Source organism: Pseudomonas eucalypticola (assembly GCF_013374995.1).
GTDB lineage: Bacteria > Pseudomonadota > Gammaproteobacteria > Pseudomonadales > Pseudomonadaceae > Aquipseudomonas > Aquipseudomonas eucalypticola.
This window is the reverse complement of the sequence record NZ_CP056030.1, coordinates 1,842,910-1,863,392: the sequence shown is the minus strand read 5'-3', so window position 1 is coordinate 1,863,392 and position 20,483 is coordinate 1,842,910. Positions and strand designations below refer to the sequence as shown.

The 20,483-nt window shown below is 63.6% G+C and carries 19 protein-coding genes; 6 read left to right on the top strand and 13 right to left on the bottom strand.

What is annotated here, in order from left to right; all coding sequences use genetic code 11:
* Entirely contained in the window at nt 1–885 is an 885-nt protein-coding gene (locus tag HWQ56_RS08600; protein WP_176570227.1) for a LysR family transcriptional regulator, read from the bottom strand.
* 107 nt (nt 886–992) lie between these two features.
* Here HWQ56_RS08600 and argC point away from each other — a divergent pair, with 107 nt between their 5' ends.
* From argC to HWQ56_RS08575, 5 genes are all read left to right on the top strand, one after another.
* Nucleotides 993–1,919, top strand: coding sequence for an N-acetyl-gamma-glutamyl-phosphate reductase (gene argC / locus HWQ56_RS08595; RefSeq protein WP_176570226.1), 927 nt, complete (start codon nt 993–995; stop codon nt 1,917–1,919).
* Nucleotides 1,920–2,075: 156 nt separating this feature from the next.
* Nucleotides 2,076–3,530 carry a DUF3375 domain-containing protein gene (locus HWQ56_RS08590; RefSeq protein ID WP_176570225.1) on the top strand — a complete coding sequence of 485 codons (1,455 nt, stop codon included), beginning with the start codon at nt 2,076–2,078 and terminating at the stop codon, nt 3,528–3,530.
* Complete coding sequence (locus HWQ56_RS08585) at nt 3,527–4,270, top strand: DUF4194 domain-containing protein (protein ID WP_176570224.1); 744 nt, start codon at nt 3,527–3,529, stop codon at nt 4,268–4,270. The genes HWQ56_RS08590 and HWQ56_RS08585 overlap by 4 nt, the downstream gene beginning before the upstream one ends.
* Nucleotides 4,263–7,643, top strand: coding sequence for an ATP-binding protein (locus HWQ56_RS08580; protein ID WP_176570223.1), 3,381 nt, complete (start codon nt 4,263–4,265; stop codon nt 7,641–7,643). The genes HWQ56_RS08585 and HWQ56_RS08580 overlap by 8 nt, the downstream gene beginning before the upstream one ends.
* Complete coding sequence (locus HWQ56_RS08575) at nt 7,640–8,830, top strand: DUF3322 domain-containing protein (RefSeq protein WP_176570222.1); 1,191 nt, start codon at nt 7,640–7,642, stop codon at nt 8,828–8,830. The genes HWQ56_RS08580 and HWQ56_RS08575 overlap by 4 nt, the downstream gene beginning before the upstream one ends.
* A gap of 109 nt (nt 8,831–8,939) precedes the next feature.
* Here HWQ56_RS08575 and HWQ56_RS08570 read toward each other — a convergent pair whose 3' ends face one another.
* The 8 genes from HWQ56_RS08570 to HWQ56_RS08535 all read right to left on the bottom strand — a co-directional run bounded on the left by HWQ56_RS08570 (nt 8,940) and on the right by HWQ56_RS08535 (nt 16,324).
* Nucleotides 8,940–9,341 carry a type II toxin-antitoxin system HicB family antitoxin gene (locus HWQ56_RS08570; RefSeq protein ID WP_176572362.1) on the bottom strand — a complete coding sequence of 134 codons (402 nt, stop codon included), beginning with the start codon at nt 9,339–9,341 and terminating at the stop codon, nt 8,940–8,942.
* A 31-nt stretch (nt 9,342–9,372) separates the two neighbouring features.
* Nucleotides 9,373–9,555 carry a type II toxin-antitoxin system HicA family toxin gene (locus HWQ56_RS08565; RefSeq protein ID WP_176570221.1) on the bottom strand — a complete coding sequence of 61 codons (183 nt, stop codon included), beginning with the start codon at nt 9,553–9,555 and terminating at the stop codon, nt 9,373–9,375.
* Nucleotides 9,556–9,642: 87 nt separating this feature from the next.
* Nucleotides 9,643–10,476, bottom strand: coding sequence for an IclR family transcriptional regulator (locus HWQ56_RS08560; protein WP_176570220.1), 834 nt, complete (start codon nt 10,474–10,476; stop codon nt 9,643–9,645).
* Between the two features lie 62 nt (nt 10,477–10,538).
* Complete coding sequence (locus HWQ56_RS08555; RefSeq protein ID WP_176570219.1) at nt 10,539–11,849, bottom strand: MFS transporter; 1,311 nt, start codon at nt 11,847–11,849, stop codon at nt 10,539–10,541.
* A 169-nt stretch (nt 11,850–12,018) separates the two neighbouring features.
* Nucleotides 12,019–13,167 (bottom strand): galactonate dehydratase, encoded by a 1,149-nt coding sequence (gene dgoD, locus HWQ56_RS08550; RefSeq protein ID WP_176570218.1) that lies wholly within the window; start codon nt 13,165–13,167, stop codon nt 12,019–12,021.
* Between the two features lie 33 nt (nt 13,168–13,200).
* Entirely contained in the window at nt 13,201–13,821 is a 621-nt protein-coding gene (locus HWQ56_RS08545) for a 2-dehydro-3-deoxy-6-phosphogalactonate aldolase (RefSeq protein WP_158154628.1), read from the bottom strand.
* Between the two features lies 1 nt (nt 13,822).
* A complete protein-coding gene (locus HWQ56_RS08540) occupies nt 13,823–14,821 on the bottom strand; it encodes a 2-dehydro-3-deoxygalactonokinase (RefSeq protein ID WP_176570217.1) in 999 nt (332 codons plus the stop codon).
* Between the two features lie 192 nt (nt 14,822–15,013).
* Nucleotides 15,014–16,324 (bottom strand): MFS transporter, encoded by a 1,311-nt coding sequence (locus tag HWQ56_RS08535; protein ID WP_176570216.1) that lies wholly within the window; start codon nt 16,322–16,324, stop codon nt 15,014–15,016.
* A gap of 212 nt (nt 16,325–16,536) precedes the next feature.
* Between HWQ56_RS08535 and HWQ56_RS08530 the strand changes: the two genes are divergently transcribed.
* On the top strand, nt 16,537–17,082 hold the full coding sequence (locus HWQ56_RS08530; RefSeq protein ID WP_176570215.1) for a PaaI family thioesterase: 546 nt from the start codon (nt 16,537–16,539) through the stop codon (nt 17,080–17,082).
* Nucleotides 17,083–17,127: 45 nt separating this feature from the next.
* Here the strand turns inward: HWQ56_RS08530 and HWQ56_RS08525 are convergent, their stop codons facing one another.
* The 4 genes from HWQ56_RS08525 to HWQ56_RS08510 all read right to left on the bottom strand — a co-directional run bounded on the left by HWQ56_RS08525 (nt 17,128) and on the right by HWQ56_RS08510 (nt 20,331).
* Nucleotides 17,128–17,607 (bottom strand): ANTAR domain-containing protein, encoded by a 480-nt coding sequence (locus tag HWQ56_RS08525; RefSeq protein WP_176570214.1) that lies wholly within the window; start codon nt 17,605–17,607, stop codon nt 17,128–17,130.
* Between the two features lie 169 nt (nt 17,608–17,776).
* On the bottom strand, nt 17,777–18,280 hold the full coding sequence (locus HWQ56_RS08520; protein ID WP_176570213.1) for a GNAT family N-acetyltransferase: 504 nt from the start codon (nt 18,278–18,280) through the stop codon (nt 17,777–17,779).
* A 69-nt stretch (nt 18,281–18,349) separates the two neighbouring features.
* Entirely contained in the window at nt 18,350–19,669 is a 1,320-nt protein-coding gene (locus tag HWQ56_RS08515) for an ATP-binding protein (protein ID WP_158158504.1), read from the bottom strand.
* A complete protein-coding gene (locus HWQ56_RS08510; RefSeq protein ID WP_176570212.1) occupies nt 19,666–20,331 on the bottom strand; it encodes a response regulator in 666 nt (221 codons plus the stop codon). Before HWQ56_RS08510 ends, HWQ56_RS08515 begins: the two co-directional genes overlap by 4 nt.
* Between the last annotated feature and the right edge of the window lie 152 nt (nt 20,332–20,483).

Sequence of the window (20,483 nt, the reverse complement as noted above, 5' to 3'; positions counted from 1 at the left end):
CTACTCCACCCCCTGTTCCCACAGCACATCCAGTACATGAGCGGTTGCCCGCGCGCTGTCCCCTGCCCTGTGCACGATACCCAACTGTCGCCACAGCGGCGGTGCCAGCGCATGCATGCTGATACGCGCATCCGGCAGGGGCGTGGACGCCTCGTGGGGTAGCAGCGTCGCGCCGTAGCCAGCGGCCACCAGGCTCTTGATGGCATCGTTGTAGTTGAGTTGGATACGCGGCGTCGGCTGCTGGCCGTCACTGGCGAACCACTCGGCGGTCAGGCGCGACAGCCGCGTACTGCTGTCATTCAAGATCAGCGGCTGGTCCGCCAGCCATGCCGGGGTGACTACCGCCGGTGGCTCCCAGCGCGCCGGCAGGAAGGCCATCACCGGATCGCGCCGCCAAGGGTGGATATCCAATCCCTTGACCGGCAACTGAGGCAACGCGATCAGGCCGATGTCCAGCGTACCCGCCGCCAGTTGCAGCAGTGTTTCCTGCGAGGTCAGCACGGCCACCTGCACATCGATGCCGGGGTGCCGCTGGCCGAGCCTTTCCAGGGCCTGGGGCAACAACTGGGCGATGACCCCTGTCGATGCCCCCACCCGCACCCGCCCGGCCAGCCCTTGCACCTGGCGCTGCACGTCATCGAGCGCCTGCTGGGCGTCCACCAGCAGGCGCCGCGCACGCTCGACCAGGGTTTCGCCAACGGCCGTGGGCGTGATCCGGCCCCGGGAACGGGACAGCAACGCGCCGCCCACGCGCGCCTCAAGGTCAGCGATGTGCAGGCTCACGGTGGGCGGGGCAAGGTTCAACGCCCGTGCGGCTTCGGCGAACGAACCCAGGTCGGCAATGGCCACCAGGGTGCGCAGGCGGTCCAGGCTGATTTCACGCATTGATGAATACCTTCAGGAAAACTGAACAAGGCCTTTGCCAAATTCAACTTTCCCTATGCTACGCCCTCCGTGAAGATAGCCGCATCCACTTTCGCGAGCCCCTGCACATGAGCACTCCTCTGGTTTTCATCGACGGCGACCAAGGCACCACCGGCCTGCAGATCCACCAGCGCCTGCGGCACCGCGCCGACCTGCAACTGCTGCGCCTGGACCCGCGCTACCGCAAGGACCCGCAGCACCGCGCCGAGGCGATCAATGCCTGCGACACCGCCATTTTGTGCCTGCCTGATGACGCCGCGCGGGAAGCGGTGGCCAGCATCCGCAACCCGAACGTACGAGTGATCGACGCCAGCTCCGCGCACCGCACTCACGCGAACTGGACCTACGGCTTCGCGGAAATGGACACGCAACAAGCCGAACGCATTGCCACGGCCACGCGCGTCAGCAACCCCGGCTGCTACCCCACCGGCGCCATCGGCCTGCTGCGGCCGCTGCTGCAGGCAGGGCTGGTGCCCGCGGACTATCCCGTCAGCGTCAACGCAGTCTCGGGCTATTCAGGCAAAGGCCGCGCCGGGGTTGATCAGTACGAAGGCGAGAACGCCGCCCAGGCGCCCGCGTTTCAGGTCTACGGCCTGGGGCTGACCCACAAGCATGTGCCGGAGATCGCCCAGCACAGCGGGCTGGCCCACCGCCCGCTGTTCGTGCCCGCCTATGGCGCCTTCCGCCAGGGCATCGTGCTGACCATCCCGTTGCAACTGCACCTGCTGGGCAGCGATGCCAGCGCAGAGCGTCTGCACGCCTGCCTGGCCGACCACTATGCCGGCCAGCGTCACGTACAGGTGATGCCGATGGCGCAGAGCAAAGCGCTGACGCTGCTGGACCCGCAGGTGATGAACGACACCGACGATCTGCGCCTGATGGTGTTCGAGCATGGGCAGCAGGTGCTGCTGGCGGCGGTGTTCGACAACCTGGGCAAGGGTGCGGCGGGGGCGGCGGTGCAGAACCTCAACCTGATGATCGCTCAGCGCCCGTAACGGCTCCACCCGGCGGCGTGAGGAACGCCGCTTTAACACCTATCGGAATTTTCTCCCTACCTCTTAATCGTTCTCCTACATCGTTAGCCCAAAGGCTGGTCCATAGTTACGGTTGTGGCGCACTTTCTGCCCCGACAATCACGATAGGGAACGACCATGTCCGTGCACGAGCAGCAAGCCCGGTATCGACGACTGTTTTCCGAGCACGCCGCTTGGCGACTGCTGCACGCGGACAACGCGCCCATCGTCCTGGCGTTCATCAATGATCTGTTCCACGAAGAAAGGGAAGTGCCGTTCGGCAAGGCTCGGGTGGCGCTGGAAACAGAGCTGCCCATGTGGCAGGAGCAGTATGGCCTGCAGGACAACGCCGGGGTACATCTGCGCAACTGGATTCATGCCGGATGGCTGCGCGAACACGATGATCAACTGACCCGCACTGACGCCTTCGAATTGGCCATGCGCTTTGCGCAAAGTCTCGAACACCGCGACAGCAGCGCCACCGCATCGCACTTGCGTATCGTGCAGGATGCCGTGCGCGACCTGGCCACGGCGCTGAGCCCTGACCCCAAAGAGCGCATCACCCTGCTGGAAGCACGCCGCCACGATCTGGACCTTCAAATAGAACAACTGCGTCGGGGCGAGCTGACGCAACTCAACGACGTGGAGCAACGCGAGCGCATTCGTGGCCTGTACCATCTGGCCGCCGTGCTGACCGGTGATTTCCGGCGCCTCGAGGACGAGATCCGCCAACTCGACCAAACCCTGCGCGTGCGCATGATCGAATCCGAGTCAGGCCGCGGCGAAGTTGTGGAGGCATTGCTCAAGCACGAAGATCAACTGTTGCAGACAGATGCGGGACGGGCGTTCGATGGCTTCTATCGGCTGTTGTGCGACCAGAATCGTATCATCGAATTTCGCGAGCAGATCCGCTCGATTCTGGCGCGCCCCGCGGTTCACCATCTGGACCGAGACGAAGCCCGCTACCTCGGTCATCTGGTCCGGGAACTGAGCAAGGAGAGCGAGCGGATATTTCTGGTGCGCCGCCGTACCGAGGAAAGCCTGCGGGCCTTCATTGAAAGTGGCACGCAGCAGGAGCGCCGCGTCGTGGAACGCACTTTGCGCCAGCTTGAGCGGCTGGCGGTGAGGCTCAAAGAACTGGACGTCAATTTCCGCCAGCCTGTACACCTCCATATCCCCACCGGCAGTTTCAAAGTGCGCTCCCCCTCCAGCCTCCACCTCCGCCTGCCGGAGGAGCGCTTGGACACCCGCAATGTGGCCGCCACCGCCAACGCTACCGCAGCAAGCCAGAGCATGCTTGAGCATCTCGACAGCGTGAAGGTGCTGGAACTGGCGGAGGCGCTACGGGCCCTGCTTGCCTTGCACGGCCCCCTGTCGGTCGCCCAGGTGGCTGCGCACCGCCCGCTTACCAGCGGCCTGGAAGAACTGGTTGCCTATGTACGAATCGCTAAGGCCACCAAGGCCGTGGAGCTTGATACTTGCGAAAGTGTGGGTGTCACCGACCGGACAGGCCACCAGATCAACGTACGAGTGCCTTACTTATTGATGGCTGCCGACAACTTTCCCGACAAGCCGGAGGACCTGGGTTTATGAGCCAACAAGAAAAACCCCCGCAAGGCTCGTCATTGTTTGACCGCTTCAGACCCGCCGTGGTGGAGGATCGAACCACCCCGGAAGCGGAGTATGAGAGCGCCCCCGCGCAGGACGCACAGAGCCCGGCCGACGGCGAGATGCCATTGGATGCTCGCCGGGCCATGGTTCTGCTGTTGCGCCAGGGTGTGATCATGGCCAGCCAGAAACGCCTGGCCTTTGACGCACTGTGCCTGCATGAGCCTGCCATAACCCAGCATCTGGCGAGCATGTTCCTGCACCTCATTCTGGATCGCCGGGCGGGCATCGCCATCCTCCTGCAGCAAGACGACGATATCGACGACACGGACACCGATGAGCAGTATTCGATGGTGAACAAACGAACCCTGACGCTATATGACACCTTGCTGCTGCTAGTGCTGCGCAAGTACTACCAGGAGCGTGAAACCGCCGGCGAGCAACGCATCATCATAGCCACCGAGCAGATCGAGGCCTTGATGACACCCTTTCTACCCTTGACCCAAAGCACGCGCGGCGAGCGCCGCACGTTGAGTGGGGCGACCAGATTTCTACTCGACAAACGCCTGATCAGCAATGTGCGCGGTGACCTCGACCGATTCGAAGTGACCCCGGTTATTCGCTACGTGGTGAATGCCGACTTCCTGGACCGTCTGCTGGCGGAATACCAGCGCCTGACGGGTCCCGATGAAGCAGCACCTCCCAAGGAGAATAACGATGAATGAGCAGCAAACTGTGCAGCCCGGTGATCTGTTTGGAACCGGACAGATTCGCCTGGCTGAGCTGTCGGTCTACAACTGGGGCTCGTTCCATGGGTTGCACACCGCGCTGATCAACGCTCACGGGACCTTGATCACCGGAGACAACGGTGCCGGGAAATCCACCTTGATCGACGGCCTGATGGCTTTGCTGCTACCCCCCAGCAAAGCCTCATTCAATATCGCCGCTGCCCAGGGCGATCGCACCGACCGCACGCTCATGTCATACATTCGCGGCAACTACGGCAAGCTGCACGACGGCAATGAGACCGCTTCGCTGCTCAAGCGTCCAGGCGCAACCGCAAGTGCGCTGCGGGCCTGCTACAAGGGTGATGACGGCTGCGAGATAGTCCTGGCCACGCTGTTCTGGACCACCCAGGCGACGAACGCGGCAGACAGCCTGAAACGCCTGTTCATCATCGGCAAGCGTAATGTCACGCTCGAAGAAATACTGCATCAATTTGGCGAGGGCGATGTTCGGACACTCAAGCAACATGTGGGCGAGGCGCAAGGGCTTGAGTGGTTCGCGACGTTTACCGAATACCAGGAAGCCTTCACACGATTGCTGCGCATGGAAAACCGCAACGCCCCTGCCCTGCTTTCGCGGGCGCTAGGGCTGAAGAAAATTGATGACCTGACCGGGTTGATCCGCGATCTGGTACTGGAGCCCAGCAATGTCAGGGAGCATGCGGCCCTGGCGGTGCGGGAGTTTGATGACCTGGTGGGCATCCACCATGAACTGAGCGAGGCCCGCAGGCAGCGCGATGCCCTCGCGCGCCTACCGCAGATCAGCAACGCCCTGGTCGAGGCCAGGCTGCACTTGATCGCCTTGACCAGGGAGTTGGTGGCGCTGCCCATCTATTTCGCAGAGCAATGTCATCGTTTGTGGAGTATTCGCCTTGCTGACCTGGAGGCTAAACTGGCGCTGCTGACCGCGCATCAAGGCGCTCTGGACAGCCGGTTACTGGAAGCCAACGAGCGCGTGGAGATCCTTTATCACGCCTACCAATCCCAAGGCGGTGAGCGGCTTGAAGGGCTGAGGCGGGACGTGCAGCAAGCCCGACAGCGCTTTGGCGACACCCAGCGCAACGCCGTTCATTACCAGGAAACCTTGCGCGCGCTGGGCCAGGCTGATGCCTTGGGCGAAGACGCCTTCCAACAACATCGGGCCAGGGCGCACGCCTTCGTCAGCGACTACCCGGCGCAACGCGAAGCGAGCCAAAATACATTTGCAGACGCGGCCAGCCAGCTGGCCACGGCGCGCGAACAGGCCAGGTCGCTTGCCACACACATCGCCGAACTCAAGGCACGCCCCAACTCCAACATTGACCCTGTGTACCAGATGCTTCGCGACGAACTGGCCGGCAGCTTGCAGCTGGAGGCCACCCGCCTGCCCTTCGTGGGCGAGTTGCTGGACGTGCGTGCGGAACACGCTCCCTGGCGCGGCGCCATCGAGCGGGCCCTGGGCGGCCTTCGCACCACCCTGTTGGTGGACGTCGAGCATTTTCGACTCGTGACCCGTTGGCTTAATAGCCGGCATACCGGGCTGCATGTCCGCGTTCAGGTGGTGGGCCAGGCGGGGACGGCCGCGCCGTTCAAGCTCGATGGCTACCTGCGCAAGTTGGAATGGAGCGCCCACCCCTATCGGGACTGGCTGAAACACCACCTGGCACGCTTCGACCTTCACTGCCTGGATAACACGCAACAGCTGGATGACACCCCTTTCTCCATGACCATCCAGGGCCTGGTCCATCTGGACAAGGGAAGGTTCGAGAAGAAAGACCAGCAGGCCATCGACAATCCCCGGAATTGGTGTCTGGGATTCAACAACCGCGCGCGTCTGCAGGCACTAGAAGCAGATGAAGCAGAACTGCAGGCCCAAATGCGAACGCTGAATCAGCAGGTTGCCGGCGCACGTGCCGCCATGGATGCCTTGGCTGAAACCAATGCCCGCTGGGAGACGATCGCCGCCACCCCATGGGCCTCCGTTGACGTATGGTCCATCCAGCAGCGCATGGAAACGCTGGCCGCCGACCTGCAAGTACTGGAGGACCCGCAGAGCGACCTCGGGCAAGCCAAGGCGCGGTGGCAGGCGTCGAAGGACGAACGAGACGCCCTTCACGTCGAGAAAACGTCGACTGGCAACGAAATAGGCGGCCTCAGGAGCCAGTGCAGCGACGCAGGACGCCAACTTCTGAACCTGTCGAGTATCTTCCAGGCGGGTATCACCGATGATGTCCGTGACGTCCTCACCCAACGCATCGGCTCGCTGCCGATGGCGTCCCTGGATGACGCCGCTCGCCTTGAGCGAGAGCAGCGCATTGCCCTCGAAAAGGCCAAGGAAAAGACCACCACCAGCGAACTGACCGCGTCGAATGAAGCGAGCAGCATCGTCGCCACCTTCAAGAGCCAATGGCCACTCATCTCCAACGATTGGGTCAGCGGTACCGAAGGCCTGGGCGAGTACCTGGAGTACCTCAGCCACCTCGAAAACGAAGGCCTGCCCGAGCTGGTCGAACGCTTTCGGGAACGACTCAATCGTAACGCCACACAATCGCTGGCGCAGATACGACAAGCCATCGACGCTGAACGTGAAGATATTCGCGACCGGATCGACACGATCAATAACGTGCTCGAACGTACCGAGTTCAGGCAGGGCAGCCACCTGCGCCTGGGAAGCAGAAGCGAAATTTTCGATCATGTGAAGTTGTTCAATCAGCAACTCAGCAGCGTCCTGGCACGCGCTGGCAGTGATGACCACGACGCCCGCTTCCAGCAACTGCAAGAATTGATCGCGACGTTGCAGAAAGCGACCCAGCCCGCCACGTCGGGCACCATGGAGAGCCTGCGGTTGCTCGACTCCCGCTACCAACTGTCGTTCTTTGCCGAAGAGATCGACAAGTCCAATGGGGCGATCCGCGATGTTCTGGATTCGTCCAGCGGCAAGTCCGGTGGCGAGAAGGAATCGTTCGCTGGCACTATCGTGGCGGCTAGCCTGGCCTACGTCCTTACGCCGGACGGCTGCCAGCAGCCCGTCTATTGCACGGTATTCCTCGACGAGGCCTTTTCCAATACGGCCGAGGCCGTGAGCCGCAGAGTGTTGAAGGTGTTCAAGGAGCTGCGCATCCACGTCAACCTGATCACGCCCTATAAAAACCTTAACCTTGCTCGCGAATCGGCACGTTCGCTGTTGATTGCTGAACGCGATCCGCTCAACCATGAAAGCCGCCTATGCGAGATGACGTGGGAAGAGATTGACCAGCAACAGGCCCAACATCAGGTGGCGAAGGCGCAAGCCGACGCCGCTGCGCTTGGCATCGAAACGGAGTTGACTGAATGACTACCTGGGGAAAGATGCCGGAGCAGGTCATCCAGCATTTATCGAGAATGGAATGGCAGCATCCCGCCCGGCTGAGAGAGCGGTTGGCAGGCAAGCGCAAGTTTCCGATCGTGTACAACCTCAACCCGCCTACTGGCACACTCGCGCTGACAGACATCAAACAATTTCATGCCTACCTCAACGCGTGGCGCAACTGGCCTTGGCCGACCCTGGTCACCTGGGTGAACCGCAGCTTCCGGGAATTGGGTGAATGTGATATCCCCGTGGAGATTCGCATTCATACAGTGCAACAGCTGATCACGGTGCTTGGCAATGATGCCATTGCCCGCAGCAAGGCCTGGGAAGCACGCCTTGAACCACTGCTGGCGCTGGATGAAAGCCTTTACCCTTCGCTGCTCAGGCACCTGGCTGCACTGGAACGGCTAACGGTTGAAGATGCGCGGTTGCTGGCAGCGGTCATTCCACAATTGCAGCGTGGGCTTGGTCAGGGGCGCTACTTGCGCGCCATCCCCCTGATGGGCGTCGACACCAAGTTCGTGGAGCTCAATCAAGCGTTGATCGTTGCCTTGCTGGACCAGCGCCATCGGCAGCAGGTGTCTGAAGAGGGCGGCCTGGAAGCATGGCTGGGATGTCGACCTACACCTTCGAACTGGCTCACCGTGAAACCCCTGTGCTCCACGGCCCGGATCCGGCTAGCTGGGCTCAGCCTGTTGAAATTGCCGTTGGAGCAGTTGCTCGACTACCCGCTGCCTGCCAGCAATATCCTTGTCGTGGAAAACCTGCAGACGGGCTACGAACTGCCTGAGCTGCCCGACACCATCGCCGTATGTGGCGGCGGCGCCAATACCAAGTGGCTTCGGGCGCCCTGGCTTGAGGGCAAACGCATCGGCTATTGGGGCGACCTGGACACCTGGGGCTTCAAGCTGCTGGCTGATGCGCGGCGCCTTCAACCTCACATCCAAGCACTATTAATGGACAACGCCACGCTTGCTCGTCATCGCGAGCGTGGCTGCGCGGAACCCAACCCGGCGCAGATGCCTGTCTCGGGCCTGAGGACCGCCGAGCGCGAAACGTTCGACAGCTTGCATAGCGGCTTGCTGGGCATTGGCCGGCTGGAACAGGAGCGACTGTCCCAGGATTGGGTAAATCAAGCGCTCAGGGAGTGGGCCGACCCCCCTGAACTGTGATCCAGGCTCAATTCGCGTTGGCCTGCGGAGCACGGTGAACGCCCTGCTTCATCGCCCGTTTGCATGTGCGCAACGGTAGCCGCAGTGCCGACGAGAGCCGCGTCTGAATTCAGGCAGAAAGCTCGCGCAATGCCGCCGCGGCCAGGAACCCCGAACGCGATTTATAACGACGGTCGCGGCTGACCGTCTGGTCGATGCGATCCAGCAGATGCTCTGGCAATGTCGCGTTAAACCGCACCGACTTACCAAAATACGGCGTGATATCGATTTCAACCACCGCCCAGACCCCACCCGCATAATCCGGGTTATTCATATGCTCATCTATGCATTTGGGGTTGGGCAGTACCTCGCCGTCCACAACCAGGCCCTCGAAGTGAAAGGCCAGCGCCTGTTCGACACTCTCAAGTGCCTCGGTGACCGTAGTACCCGCCGAGAAACACCCGGGAACGTCCGGGACGATCACGCCGTATTCCGAGTCTTCATCCTTATGTAGAACGACCGCAAATTTCATCATTGCCACCTGCTTATGACGGCCAGTCGGATCATTTCAAGCCCGCCTGCTTAAGGATGCTGTTGATGGTTCCTTTCGGCAGATCCCCATCCGGATGCTTGATAGTCACCCTTCCTGATTTACGCGGGTGTTTGTATGGGTGATGACTGCCATTGACAGCCACGAGGAACCAACCGTCTTGCATGATCAACCTGATCATTTCGCGACTGCGCATACGCCATGCCTTGTTCCCTTTGACCCGGAGCAGAGGATACAGCGCGCGCATCACACTATACACACGATACACACAATGTAATTATTTTTAAAGCGAATTACGCTGAGTAGCGACTCCCCTCGCCACACCCCCCACCTCTGCCGATATCCCCGCCGCCGCCTCCTGCACCACCGGCACCAGCGCGTCCATCTTCTCCAGCGACATGTACGGCACGGTGCTGGCCACGCTGATCGCCGCGACGATACGCTTGCTGGCGTCGCGAATCGGTGCCGCCACACATCGGATCGACGGTTCGTTGTCTTCCAGGTCGAAGGCGTAGCCGCCCTTCACGTAGGTTTGCATGCGCGCGTGGACCTGCTCCCAGGTCTGCTCCGGGTGGTCGGGCCACAAGGCGTTGTGGCCGGCGGCCGGCAGGCTGATTTCGTACAGGCGGTGCCATTCGGCCGGGGAAGCGTCCAGCAACAGCGCCTTGCCAATGCCCGTGCGCGCCAGGGGCATGCGGTGGCCAACCCGCGAGCGCATTTCCGGGCCGTTGCGGCCAGGGGTCTTGTGCAGGTACAGCACTTCGTCGCCGTCGCGAATGGCCAGGTGAATGGTATCGCCGGTCTGGCGCGACAGCTCGTCCAGCCAAGGGCCCGCCAGCATCACCAGCGGCACTTCCTCGCGCGCCTGGAAGCCCAGCTCGATCAGCTTGGGACCCAGCAGGTAGCCGACCTGGGGCAACACGCGCAAATAGCGTTCATCCACCAGCGCACTGGCCAGACGATGGGTGGTGCTGCGGGTAGTGCCCACATGGCTGGCGATGGCCTTGAGGTCACGGGCGCCGCTGGCCACGGCCTGGATGACGGCAAGGCCGCGCATCAGGGTCTGGGTGCCGGCGGGCGCGGCGTCCTTGGCCGGCGGGGTCAGTTCATCCTGCATGAAGGGTCCTGTTGTGGGTGCGGGGCAGGCGCATTATGTGCGCCCGCCCGCGCGGGTGCCAGTCACAGCTGGATGCGTTCGACCTTGCCGACCAGCACGATGTACGACAGCGCACCCAGCAACGCCATCACGGCGATGTAAGTGATGGCCGGCGCGAAGGAGTCACCGGTGGCCAGGAAGCCGATGGCGATGGGCGTGGTGATGGCCGAGAGGTTGCCGATGAAGTTGAACACGCCGCCGGTCAGGCCCAGCAAACGCGCCGGGGCCAGGGTGGAGACCAGCGACCAGGTGATCGATGCCAGGCCATTGCCGAAAAACGCCACGGCCAGGCAGGCGATCACCCACGCCGTGGAGTCCACGTAGTTGGCGCCGATGATGACAGTGCTGATCAGCAGCCCACCGATGATCGGCAGCTTGCGGGCCAGGCCGATGCTGGCGCCCCGGCGGATCAACCAGTCGGAAAAGAACCCCGAACACAGCACGCCCACGAAAGCCGCCAGGAATGGCAGCGACGCCAGCAGCCCGGACTTGATGAAGTCCATGCCCCGGTACTTCACCAGGTAGGTGGGGAACCAGGTGAGGAAAAACCACAGGGTCGAGTTCAGGCAATACTGGCCCAGGTAGATGCCCCACAGCTTGCGCTTGCTGAGCACGATGCCCAGGTCAGCCCAGCTGAAGCCCGGCTTGGCGGCCTTGGCGGCCGACTGCATGTCCACCAGGCCGCCGCCTTCGGTGATCAGCTCGATTTCGGCGGCGTTCGCCCCCTTGAAGTCCCGCGGTTCGCGATACACCGCATACCACACCAGCGCCCAGGCGACGCCCAGCACCCCGGTGGCAACGAACACCATGTGCCAGCCGAACGCATGCTGCAGCCAGGCCAGCACCGGGGTCAGGAACGCCAGGCCGACGAACTGGCCAGAGGTATAGAAACCAATGGCAGTGGCGCGTTCGCGCTCCGGAAACCAGGTGGTCACCACACGGCTGTTGATCGGGTAGGCCGGCGCCTCAAGGGCCCCGACGGCCATGCGCAGCACGAACAAGGCAACGAAGCTTCCGGCGAAGCCGAGCATGATGGTGGCCACGGACCACAACGCCAGGGCAGCGCTGTAGAGAATGCGGGGCGGCACCCGGTCCACCAGCCAGCCGCCAGGGATCTGCATGGCGGCGTAGGTCCAGCCAAAGGCCGAAAAGACCAGACCGACATGTACCGGGTCGATGCCCAGGTCACTGGTCAACGCGGGGGCGGCGATGGACAGGTTGCTGCGGTCCAGGTAGTTGATCACCACGGTGATGAACAGCAGCACCATGATGAAGAAACGCTTGCGGCTGGGCGTGGCCAGCGCCGCATGGGCGTGCAGGGTCTGGGTGTGCATGGGAGCCTCTTGTTGTAATTATGCGAGGACTGTCAGAAGCACAGCACCCTTGTGGGACCGGGCGAAGCTCGGGAATGCCACGACCCGGTCCCACCGACGGACCGTGCCGCTCCTTTCCCCAGCTTCGCCCGGCCCCACAAGGGGCGGCGAACACTGGGTCAACGGTGCGTCACCACTCGGCGAAGCTACCGTCGGCGTGGCGCCACACCGGGTTGCGCCAGCGGTGGCCGACGGCCGCGCGCTCCTTGACGTATTCCTCGTTGATCTCGATGCCCAGGCCAGGGCCGTTGGGGATCTTGACGAAGCCGTTGTCGTAGTCGAACACCTCGGGGCGCTTGATGTAGTCCAGCAGGTCGTTGCTTTCGTTGTAGTGAATGCCCAGGCTCTGTTCCTGGATGAAGGCGTTGTAGCAGGCCGCGTCCAGCTGCAGGCAGGCCGCCAGGGCGATCGGGCCCAGGGGGCAATGCAGGGCCAGGGCCACGTCGTAGGCCTCGGCCATGTTGGCGATCTTGCGGGTCTCGGTGATGCCACCGGCATGGGACGCATCCGGCTGGATGATGTCCACGTAACCCTCGCTGAGCACGCGCTTGAAGTCCCAGCGTGAGAACAGCCGCTCACCCAGGGCGATCGGGGTGCTGGTCAGGGGTGCCAGCTCCTTGAGCGCTTCGTAGTTCTCGCTCAGCACCGGCTCTTCGATGAACATCAGCTTGAAGGGGTCCAGTTCCTTCATCAGCACCTTGGCCATGGGCTTGTGCACCCGGCCATGAAAGTCCACGCCAATGCCGACGTTAGGGCCTACCGCATCACGCACCGCAGCGACGTTTTCCAGGCACAGGCTGACCTTGTCGAAGGTATCGATGAACTGCAGCTCCTCGGTGCCGTTCATCTTCACCGCGGTGAAGCCGCGCTCGACCGCTTCTTTCGCTGCCCGCGCGGTATCGGCCGGGCGGTCGCCACCAATCCAGGAATAGACCCTGATGCGGTCACGTACCTGGCCACCCAGCAGGTCGCTGACCGACACGCCCAGGGCCTTGCCCTTGATGTCCCATAGGGCCTGGTCGATGCCGGCCAGGGCGCTCATGTGCACGGCGCCGCCGCGGTAGAAACCGCCACGGTAGAGCACCGTCCAGATGTCCTCGATGTTGCGGGGGTCTTTGCCGATCAGGTAATCGGACAACTCCTCGACGGCAGCGGCCACGGTGTGAGCACGGCCTTCGACCACGGGTTCGCCCCAGCCGGTGACGCCTTCGTCAGTCTCGACTTTCAGGAAGCACCAGCGCGGCGGCACGATATAGGTGGTCAGTTGGGTAATTTTCATCGTTTGTCTCTCTTGTCGATGTCTTCAGTCGAATCAGTGCAGGCGTTTCCAGGCGGCCACGTAGGCTTTGGCCCGGACGGCCACGTCGTCGGCGCTCATGCCGGGCTTGAACAGCCCTGAGCCCAGGCCGAAGCCGCTGACCCCGGCGCTGACGAAGGGCGCCATGTTGTCGGGGCTGATGCCGCCCACCGGTACCAGGGCGGTGCCTTTGGGCAATACCGCCAGCAGCGCCTTGACCACACCCGGGTTGAGCATCTCGGCCGGGAACAGCTTGAGCACGTCGGCGCCCTCCTCCAGCGCGGCAAACGCCTCGGTGGGGGTGACCACGCCAGGGGACAGGTACAGCCCGGCGGCCTTGGCCGCGCGCAATACGTTGGCATCGCTGTGGGGCATGACGATGACCTGGCCGCCTGCGGCCTTGACCTGTTGCACCTGTTCAGCGGTGAGCACGGTGCCAGCGCCGATCAGGCAATCGGCCGGCAAGCTGTCACGCAGGATACGAATGCTGTCGTAGGGGCTGGGGGAATTGAGCGGTACCTCGATCACGCGAAAACCTTCGTCATACAGCACCTGGCCGATGGCCTGGGCCTCTTCGGGGCGAAGGCCGCGCAGGATGGCGATCAGGCCGTTGGCGGCGAGCGCTTGCTTGAGCATGTCAAACCTCTTCTGGCAGGGGAGCGAGCAGCCCGGCCGCCACGGCCAGGCTCCATAAACCGCGTTCGGTGGCCTGTTCGGCGAGGCCCACCTGGGCGAAACCGCACAAGCGCAGAGCAATCTGGTAGCGCTGGCACAGCGCCACGCTGCCAATCAGCACTACCTGAGGCAACCCCACCTCGCCGCGGCGCTCGCGGCAGGCCTGGGCCAAGGCGTGCAATTCGTGGCCGATCATCAGGCCCGACAGGTAGTCGGCCTGCTCGGTGCCGGCCAATTGCCCGGTCAGGCCCAGGGTGCGGGCACTGAACAGGTTCGACAGCAGGCCAAGGGTGCCATCGGGCGACAGTGCCACCTGAACACCGCGGATGAAGGCGGCCTCATCGAAGCCAGCGCTGGGTTGCTGGGTACGCCCGAGGATGGTGTGGGCACACAGGGCCGCGTACACCTCCCCGGTCATGAAGGTGTCGAACCGTTGGATGCAGCCCTCTTCAAGGCTCACCCATTTGCTATGGCTGCCGGGCAGGCCGATCAGCAGGCTGTCCTGGCGCGTGTCGGCCGGCAAGTCGCACAACAGGCCCAGCACTTGGGTTTCCTCACCCCGCATGACGTTGGGCAAACGCGAATGCTGGATCACCCCGGGCACGATGTGCAACACGGTGCCACGCAGGGTCTCGACGGTCTGCAGGCTGGCCCCCAGGTCGGCGACCCGCGCGGGCGTCGGGCAGTAGGCCGCTTCGCGCCAACCCTGGGCGCTGCCGACCATGCCGCAGGCAATCACCGGTACGTGGGGTTCGGCGGCCAGCCAATCACCGCAGGCATCGTCGAAGGCCAGCTCGAAACCGTTGCCGCATGGCCGGCCGGCGATCGTGCGGGGTGTGGTGGGGAGTTGCATGATGCCTGAAGCCAGCGCGCGCTGGTCCAGCACCTGGCCGCTGCGGCCAAGCTTGTAGGCTCGAAGGGAAGTGGTTCCCCAATCGAGCGCGATCAAATGCGCCTGCATCGCTTCACCTGAGTTGTTGTTGGAGTGAGGGCGTAGAGCTGGTCAGGACTATAAAACGAGATGACGGAAAATCTCAATATATAATTTACAATCCCATATTTAGGGATATCGATTAGATCATGAACGACCAGAGACAAGCCGTTGCGTCGGCTCAAATGGCTGCCAGTACCCCGGAAAGCGGTTCAGGCGCGATTACCCGCACGCCCGTGCCCCTTCCACCTGCAACACCCCACGCCCGGCGAACACCAGCGCGGTAGCCAAGCCTGTCAGGCCCATGACCGCGGCGAAGCCCACGCACACCCACGGGCTCCACGGCATCGCGGCAATCAGCGCCAGCGGCGTGACACTGGCCCAGAGGGCGTAGGCAATGTTGTAAGTGAAGGAAATGCCCGACACCCGAATAGCCGTCGGGAACAGGCCGACCATCACCGACGGCACCACGCCCACCACACCGCAGGCCAGCCCGGCCAAGGCGTAACCCACGCCCGGCAGGCCCCAGCCCGCCACCAGGTTGGCGTACAGTGCGCCGATGCCCAGCGGCATCAACAGGCTGTAGACCATCAGCGCCCTCCAGGCACCGATACGGTCGACCAGCAAGCCGGCCAGCACGCACCCCAGGTTGAGGAACACGATGCCCAGGCTGCTCAAGGCGAAGGTGTGGCTGGCACTGAGGCCGAAGCGTTGTTGCATGACCGTTGGGGTGATGACCACCAGCACGACCACGGCCGACGTCAACACGCAGGTCAGCAGCACGGCGGGCAGCAGCGCCGGACGATAGTCGCGCAGCACAGTTTTGAGCGGCAACTCCACCCTTCCCTCGCGACGTTCACGCAGCGCCAGGAACACGGGCGTCTCGCTCAACCAGCGGCGCAGCCATACGCCGATGATGCCGAACACCCCGCCCAGCAGGAACGGCAGGCGCCAGGCGTAGTCGAGAATCTCCTGGGGGGTGAACAGTTGCGCCAGGGCCGTGGCGGTCAAGGCGCCGATCAGGTAACCGAAGGTCAGGCCGGCCTGCAGAAAGCCCAGGGCATAGCCGCGGCGATGCACCGGCGCATGCTCGGCCACGAACACCCAGGCGCTGGGCACCTCACCGCCGACGGCAGCGCCCTGAAGAATGCGCAGGGCCAGCAGGATGAGCGGCGCGGCATAGCCAATATGGGCATAGGTGGGCATGACCCCGATCAGCAGGCAGGGCAGCGCCATCATCAGGATGCTCAGGCTGAACACCTTCTTGCGCCCCAGGTGGTCGGCGAAGTGCGCCATCAGGATCCCGCCCAGCGGCCGCGCCAGGTAGCCGGTGACGAAGATGCCGAAGCTCTGCAACAGGCGCAGCCACTCGGGCATCTGCGGTGGGAAAAACAATTGGCTCAGCGTCAGGGCAAAAAACACGAAAATGATGAAATCGTAGATTTCCAGGGCGCCGCCCAAGGCCGCCAGGCCAAGGGTCTTGTGGTCGGCGCGCGACAGCAGCAGCGGGCCTTGGGAAGGTGTGGCAGTCATGTGGTATCCACGCTATGGGCAGGCGGCGCCTATGCTGGCGCCTGCCAAAGGCGCAGAGGATAGCAAACTGAGCCAACCTGACCAGCCGTGCCGGCAAGCGCCAGGCGTGAATACCCGCGCCATGGGCGCAAAAGACCGCCGATGAACGGGCTTGATATATATTACACTCATAATATTATCGAGACGGACCTTTCACCACCAGGAGTGTCACCATGCAGTCGCTACCCCCACAGGAACTCATTGCGTTGTGGCAAGCCCAGGAGCAGGCCATGCGCGCCCGCCTTGCTGGCCCAGGCACGCTCACCTTCGCCCAGGTCAGTGCCCTGGCGCCGAGCGAATTCTTTGACGGGATTGGCAAGGGTGAACTGCCCTCGCCGCCCATAGGCACCCTGATGGACTTTATCCCGATCGAATGGGGCCCGGGCCTGTTCATTTTTCAGGGCACACCCGATGAGCGCCATTACAACCCCTTGGGCAGCGTGCACGGCGGCTATGCGGCAACGTTGCTGGATTCTTGCATGGGCTGCGCGATCCATACCCGGCTGCAGGCGGGCCAGGGCTATACCACCCTGGATTTGCGCATCAGCTACGTACGGGCACTGAACGCCAGCACCGGACCAGTGCGGGCCGAAGGCAAGGCGGTGCATGTCGGGCGCTCCACGGCGCTGGCCGAAGGCCGCCTCTATGATGCCGAGGGCAAACTATATGCCACCGCAAGCACCACCTGCATGATCCTGGGCACCCCACGTACCCCTTAGTGCGGTGCCCGGGCCCTAGCCTTGCGGACCAGATGCCGGCGGGTGTCACGAATGGCGCAAGAGCGCGGGCTCCTTCAGCTTGGGACGCTTGCGCGGCGGCTGGCGGCGCGGGTTGACGGCGGTTACAGGCGGTACGCGCACGGGCTCGAAGTCGACCATGCCCATCAGGGTTTCGAGTGCTTCGCTGTCAGGCAGGCGGGTCAAGCAGACATTCACGGCATCGCGCTGTTGGCGGGTAATGGCCGGCACGACCACGGTTTCGCTTTCGTACAGCAAAGCGTGATGCACCTGCGCGCTGCCCTTGCACAACCGCGGCAGGTCGACGCCCGCGCGCACTGCCATATCGGTGTTGGCGATGAGCAGGTCGAACGGCTCGATGGCGCTCTGCACCAGCGCCAACAGCGCATCGAAGGAATGCACAGGGGCGATTCGGTAGTACCCCATGTGGTTGAGCATCCTTTCCACGTGCATCAATTGACCGGGGTGCTCATCGGCAATCAAAATTCGCAAAGCTTTGTTGATCATGGTCGGTGACCTGCGCCGCAGCGCCAAGGGCGTCCTTGACCCGTTCGCCGCCCACGCCAGGCGGTATCATCCACATGCTGGGACGATCTTCTGCCCGATGGATGGTGAAATCAAGCCTGTGCGGGCGCCCTGGCCATTTACCCGATGATCGGACCAGTCCGTGAGCAGCCTACCTTTCGTGCCACGCACCGGCGCTGACGGCCAGTGGTTTGCGCATGGGGGTCAGCACCAACCCTGTGAAGCTCACGGGGCGCCCCATGGGCCGGTACCCCATGCGAGCGTAGAACCCCGCGGCCGTTCGGGTACTGTAGAGCATCGCGTGGCTGTGACCTGCCGTGCCCAGGAAATGTTCGAGCGCTGCCATCAAGGCACGCCCGGCGCCGCGGCGAAAGCTTTCGGGCTGCACGTAACACAGGCACACCTCGCCGGTGGCCAGGGCCATGCCCGCGCCCACGGGCTTGCCCTGCAGCCAGGCCAAGCGCAGGCACAAGGCTTCGTCCAGCAACCAGCGCGCCACCTGGTCGCAGCCTTTGTGGCGGGTCCAGGCCTCGACGAGGCTGGCATCATTGCGGTGGTCCAGTGCACAGCCATCGCGAATGGAGCGCTGAACGATGCGGCTGACGATGCCGGCCTCGTCGGCGGCGGGCTGGGTGATGGCAATAAGCGGGTCCATGCTCGGTCTCCTGTCCTTGGGCAGGCATTACCCTAACGCCCATCCCCATTGGCGCCTAGCGGCGCGGCGTTACACCGAATGTAGCGGCATCCCCAGCTCGACCCGCAAGCCATCGGCACGGCTGTCGAATGTCAGGTTGCAGCCACAGCGCTGCACAATGGCTTGCACGATGGCCAGCCCCAGCCCACAGCCGCCGCTGTGGGGGCTGCGCCAGAAGCGCTGGGTGAGGTTGGGCAAGTCCGCTGCCGGAATGCCGGGGCCGTGGTCACGCACTTCGAAATACACCACCCCCTCCTGCTGGCGAAGGGTCAAGGCCACCGGTGCGTCAGCGGGGCTATGGCGCAAGGCGTTATCCAGCAGGTTACGCACCGCCGCCACCGCCAGGGCCGAGGGTATCTGCAAACGCGCCTCGGCCACGGCGTCCGGCAGCTGGAGGGCGATCCGCCGGCGGTCGCCGGCGCTGGCATCCTGCACCGCCTGACGGGCGACTTGCCCGGCGGTACAGGCACAACCGTCATCGAACGACAGGCTGCCCTCCACCCGGGCCAGCAACAGTAGCTGTTCAAGGGTACGGTGCAGCCGGTCGGCACCTGCCTCAGCATGTTCCAGCGCGGTTTCCCGTGCGCTGCCCTGGGTCATGCGCGCCACCTGCAAGTGGGTCTTGATGGCGGTCAGCGGGCTGCGCAGTTCATGGGCGGCATCGCCGGTCAGGCGCCGCTCCCGCTCCAGGGTCTGGCCGATGCGCAGCAGCAACTGGTTCTGGCTGTCCAACAGCGGCATCAACTCCCGTGGCAACGCCTGCACCTGCAAAGGTTCCAGGGCATCGGGGCCCCGGCGCATCAGCGCGTCGCGAATGCGGTTGAGCGGCGCCAGGCCGACGCCGACACACAGCCACAACACCCCCAGGGTGCCGAGCAGGGCCACCAGCACCGGCACCGAGGCCGCCAACAGGATGGAGGCATTGAGGGCCTCGCGTTCTTCATGGCGGTCGGCCGTGGTGATGCGCACATCGCCGTGCATCAGGGTGAAGCTGCGCCAGCGACCGCCTTCGACGGATTGGTCGTGGAACCCGGTGCTTTGATCGTCCAGCGAATCGCTGGCGCCATGGCTGCGGGCCAGAATTTCGCCACGCAGGGAGCTGACCTGGCAGGCCATGCCATCGGGAATGCTCAGCTGGTCGGCACTGAAGCGACGCCCTTCACCCTGGGGGTTCAAGGGGGGCAACTGGTCCACCAGGCCGGCCACCATGCGCGCCGATGCCACCAGGCGCTGGTCCAGGGAAAACATCATCTGCTGGCGCAGGTCACGGAACATCCAGGCGGCCGCCAACGCCCACACCACCAGGAACGCCGTGCCCAGTATCAGGCTCAAGCGCAAGCGCAGGCTCATGGCTGCACCTTGCCCAGGCGGTACCCCAGGCCGCGCACCGTTTCCACGATGTCATTGCCCAGCTTGCGGCGCAGATGATGGATATGCACGTTCAACGCGTTGCTTTCCACCTCATCGGAGAAGCCATAAACGCTGTCCTTCAACTGCTCGCTCGACAGCACCCGGCCACGGCTGTGCAACAGGGCCTGCAGCAACGCCTGTTCACGCCGTGACAGGTCCACCGGCTGGCCCTGGAGCCACGCCTGGCACGTGCTGGGGTCGTAACGCAGGGGGCCGTGCTCGATGGTATTGACCGCGCGGCCGGCAACACGCCGCAACAGGGTGTGCAAGCGGGCGAACAATTCACGCAGGTCGAACGGTTTGAGCAAGTAGTCGTCTGCGCCGGCTTGCAGCCCCGCTACCCGGTCGGTCACGGTGTCGCGCGCCGTCAGCACCAGCACGGGGAGTGCTTCGCCGCGCTGGCGCAGGGCCTGCAGCAGGGTCAGGCCGTCTTCGTCCGGCAGCCCCAGGTCCAGCACCATGACGTCGAAATGCGCTGCCTGCAACAACGCCCGGGCCGCGCCCGCACTGGCCACGTGGTCCACGGTCAGCCCTTGGGCCTGCAGGCCGGCGACTATGCCACTGGCGATCAACTCGTCGTCTTCACAGAGCAGTACGTGCATGAGGTTACCTTGGATAAAACGGCAGTATCACCAATCAGCGTTAAGGGGCGATTATGCCGCGAATTGCGCCGCGGCAGGCGTTTGGGCGTTCGACGGTTAATCGCCGGTTAACCTGATGCCGCCACCCTGGCGTACCTCCCCCTAACGACCAG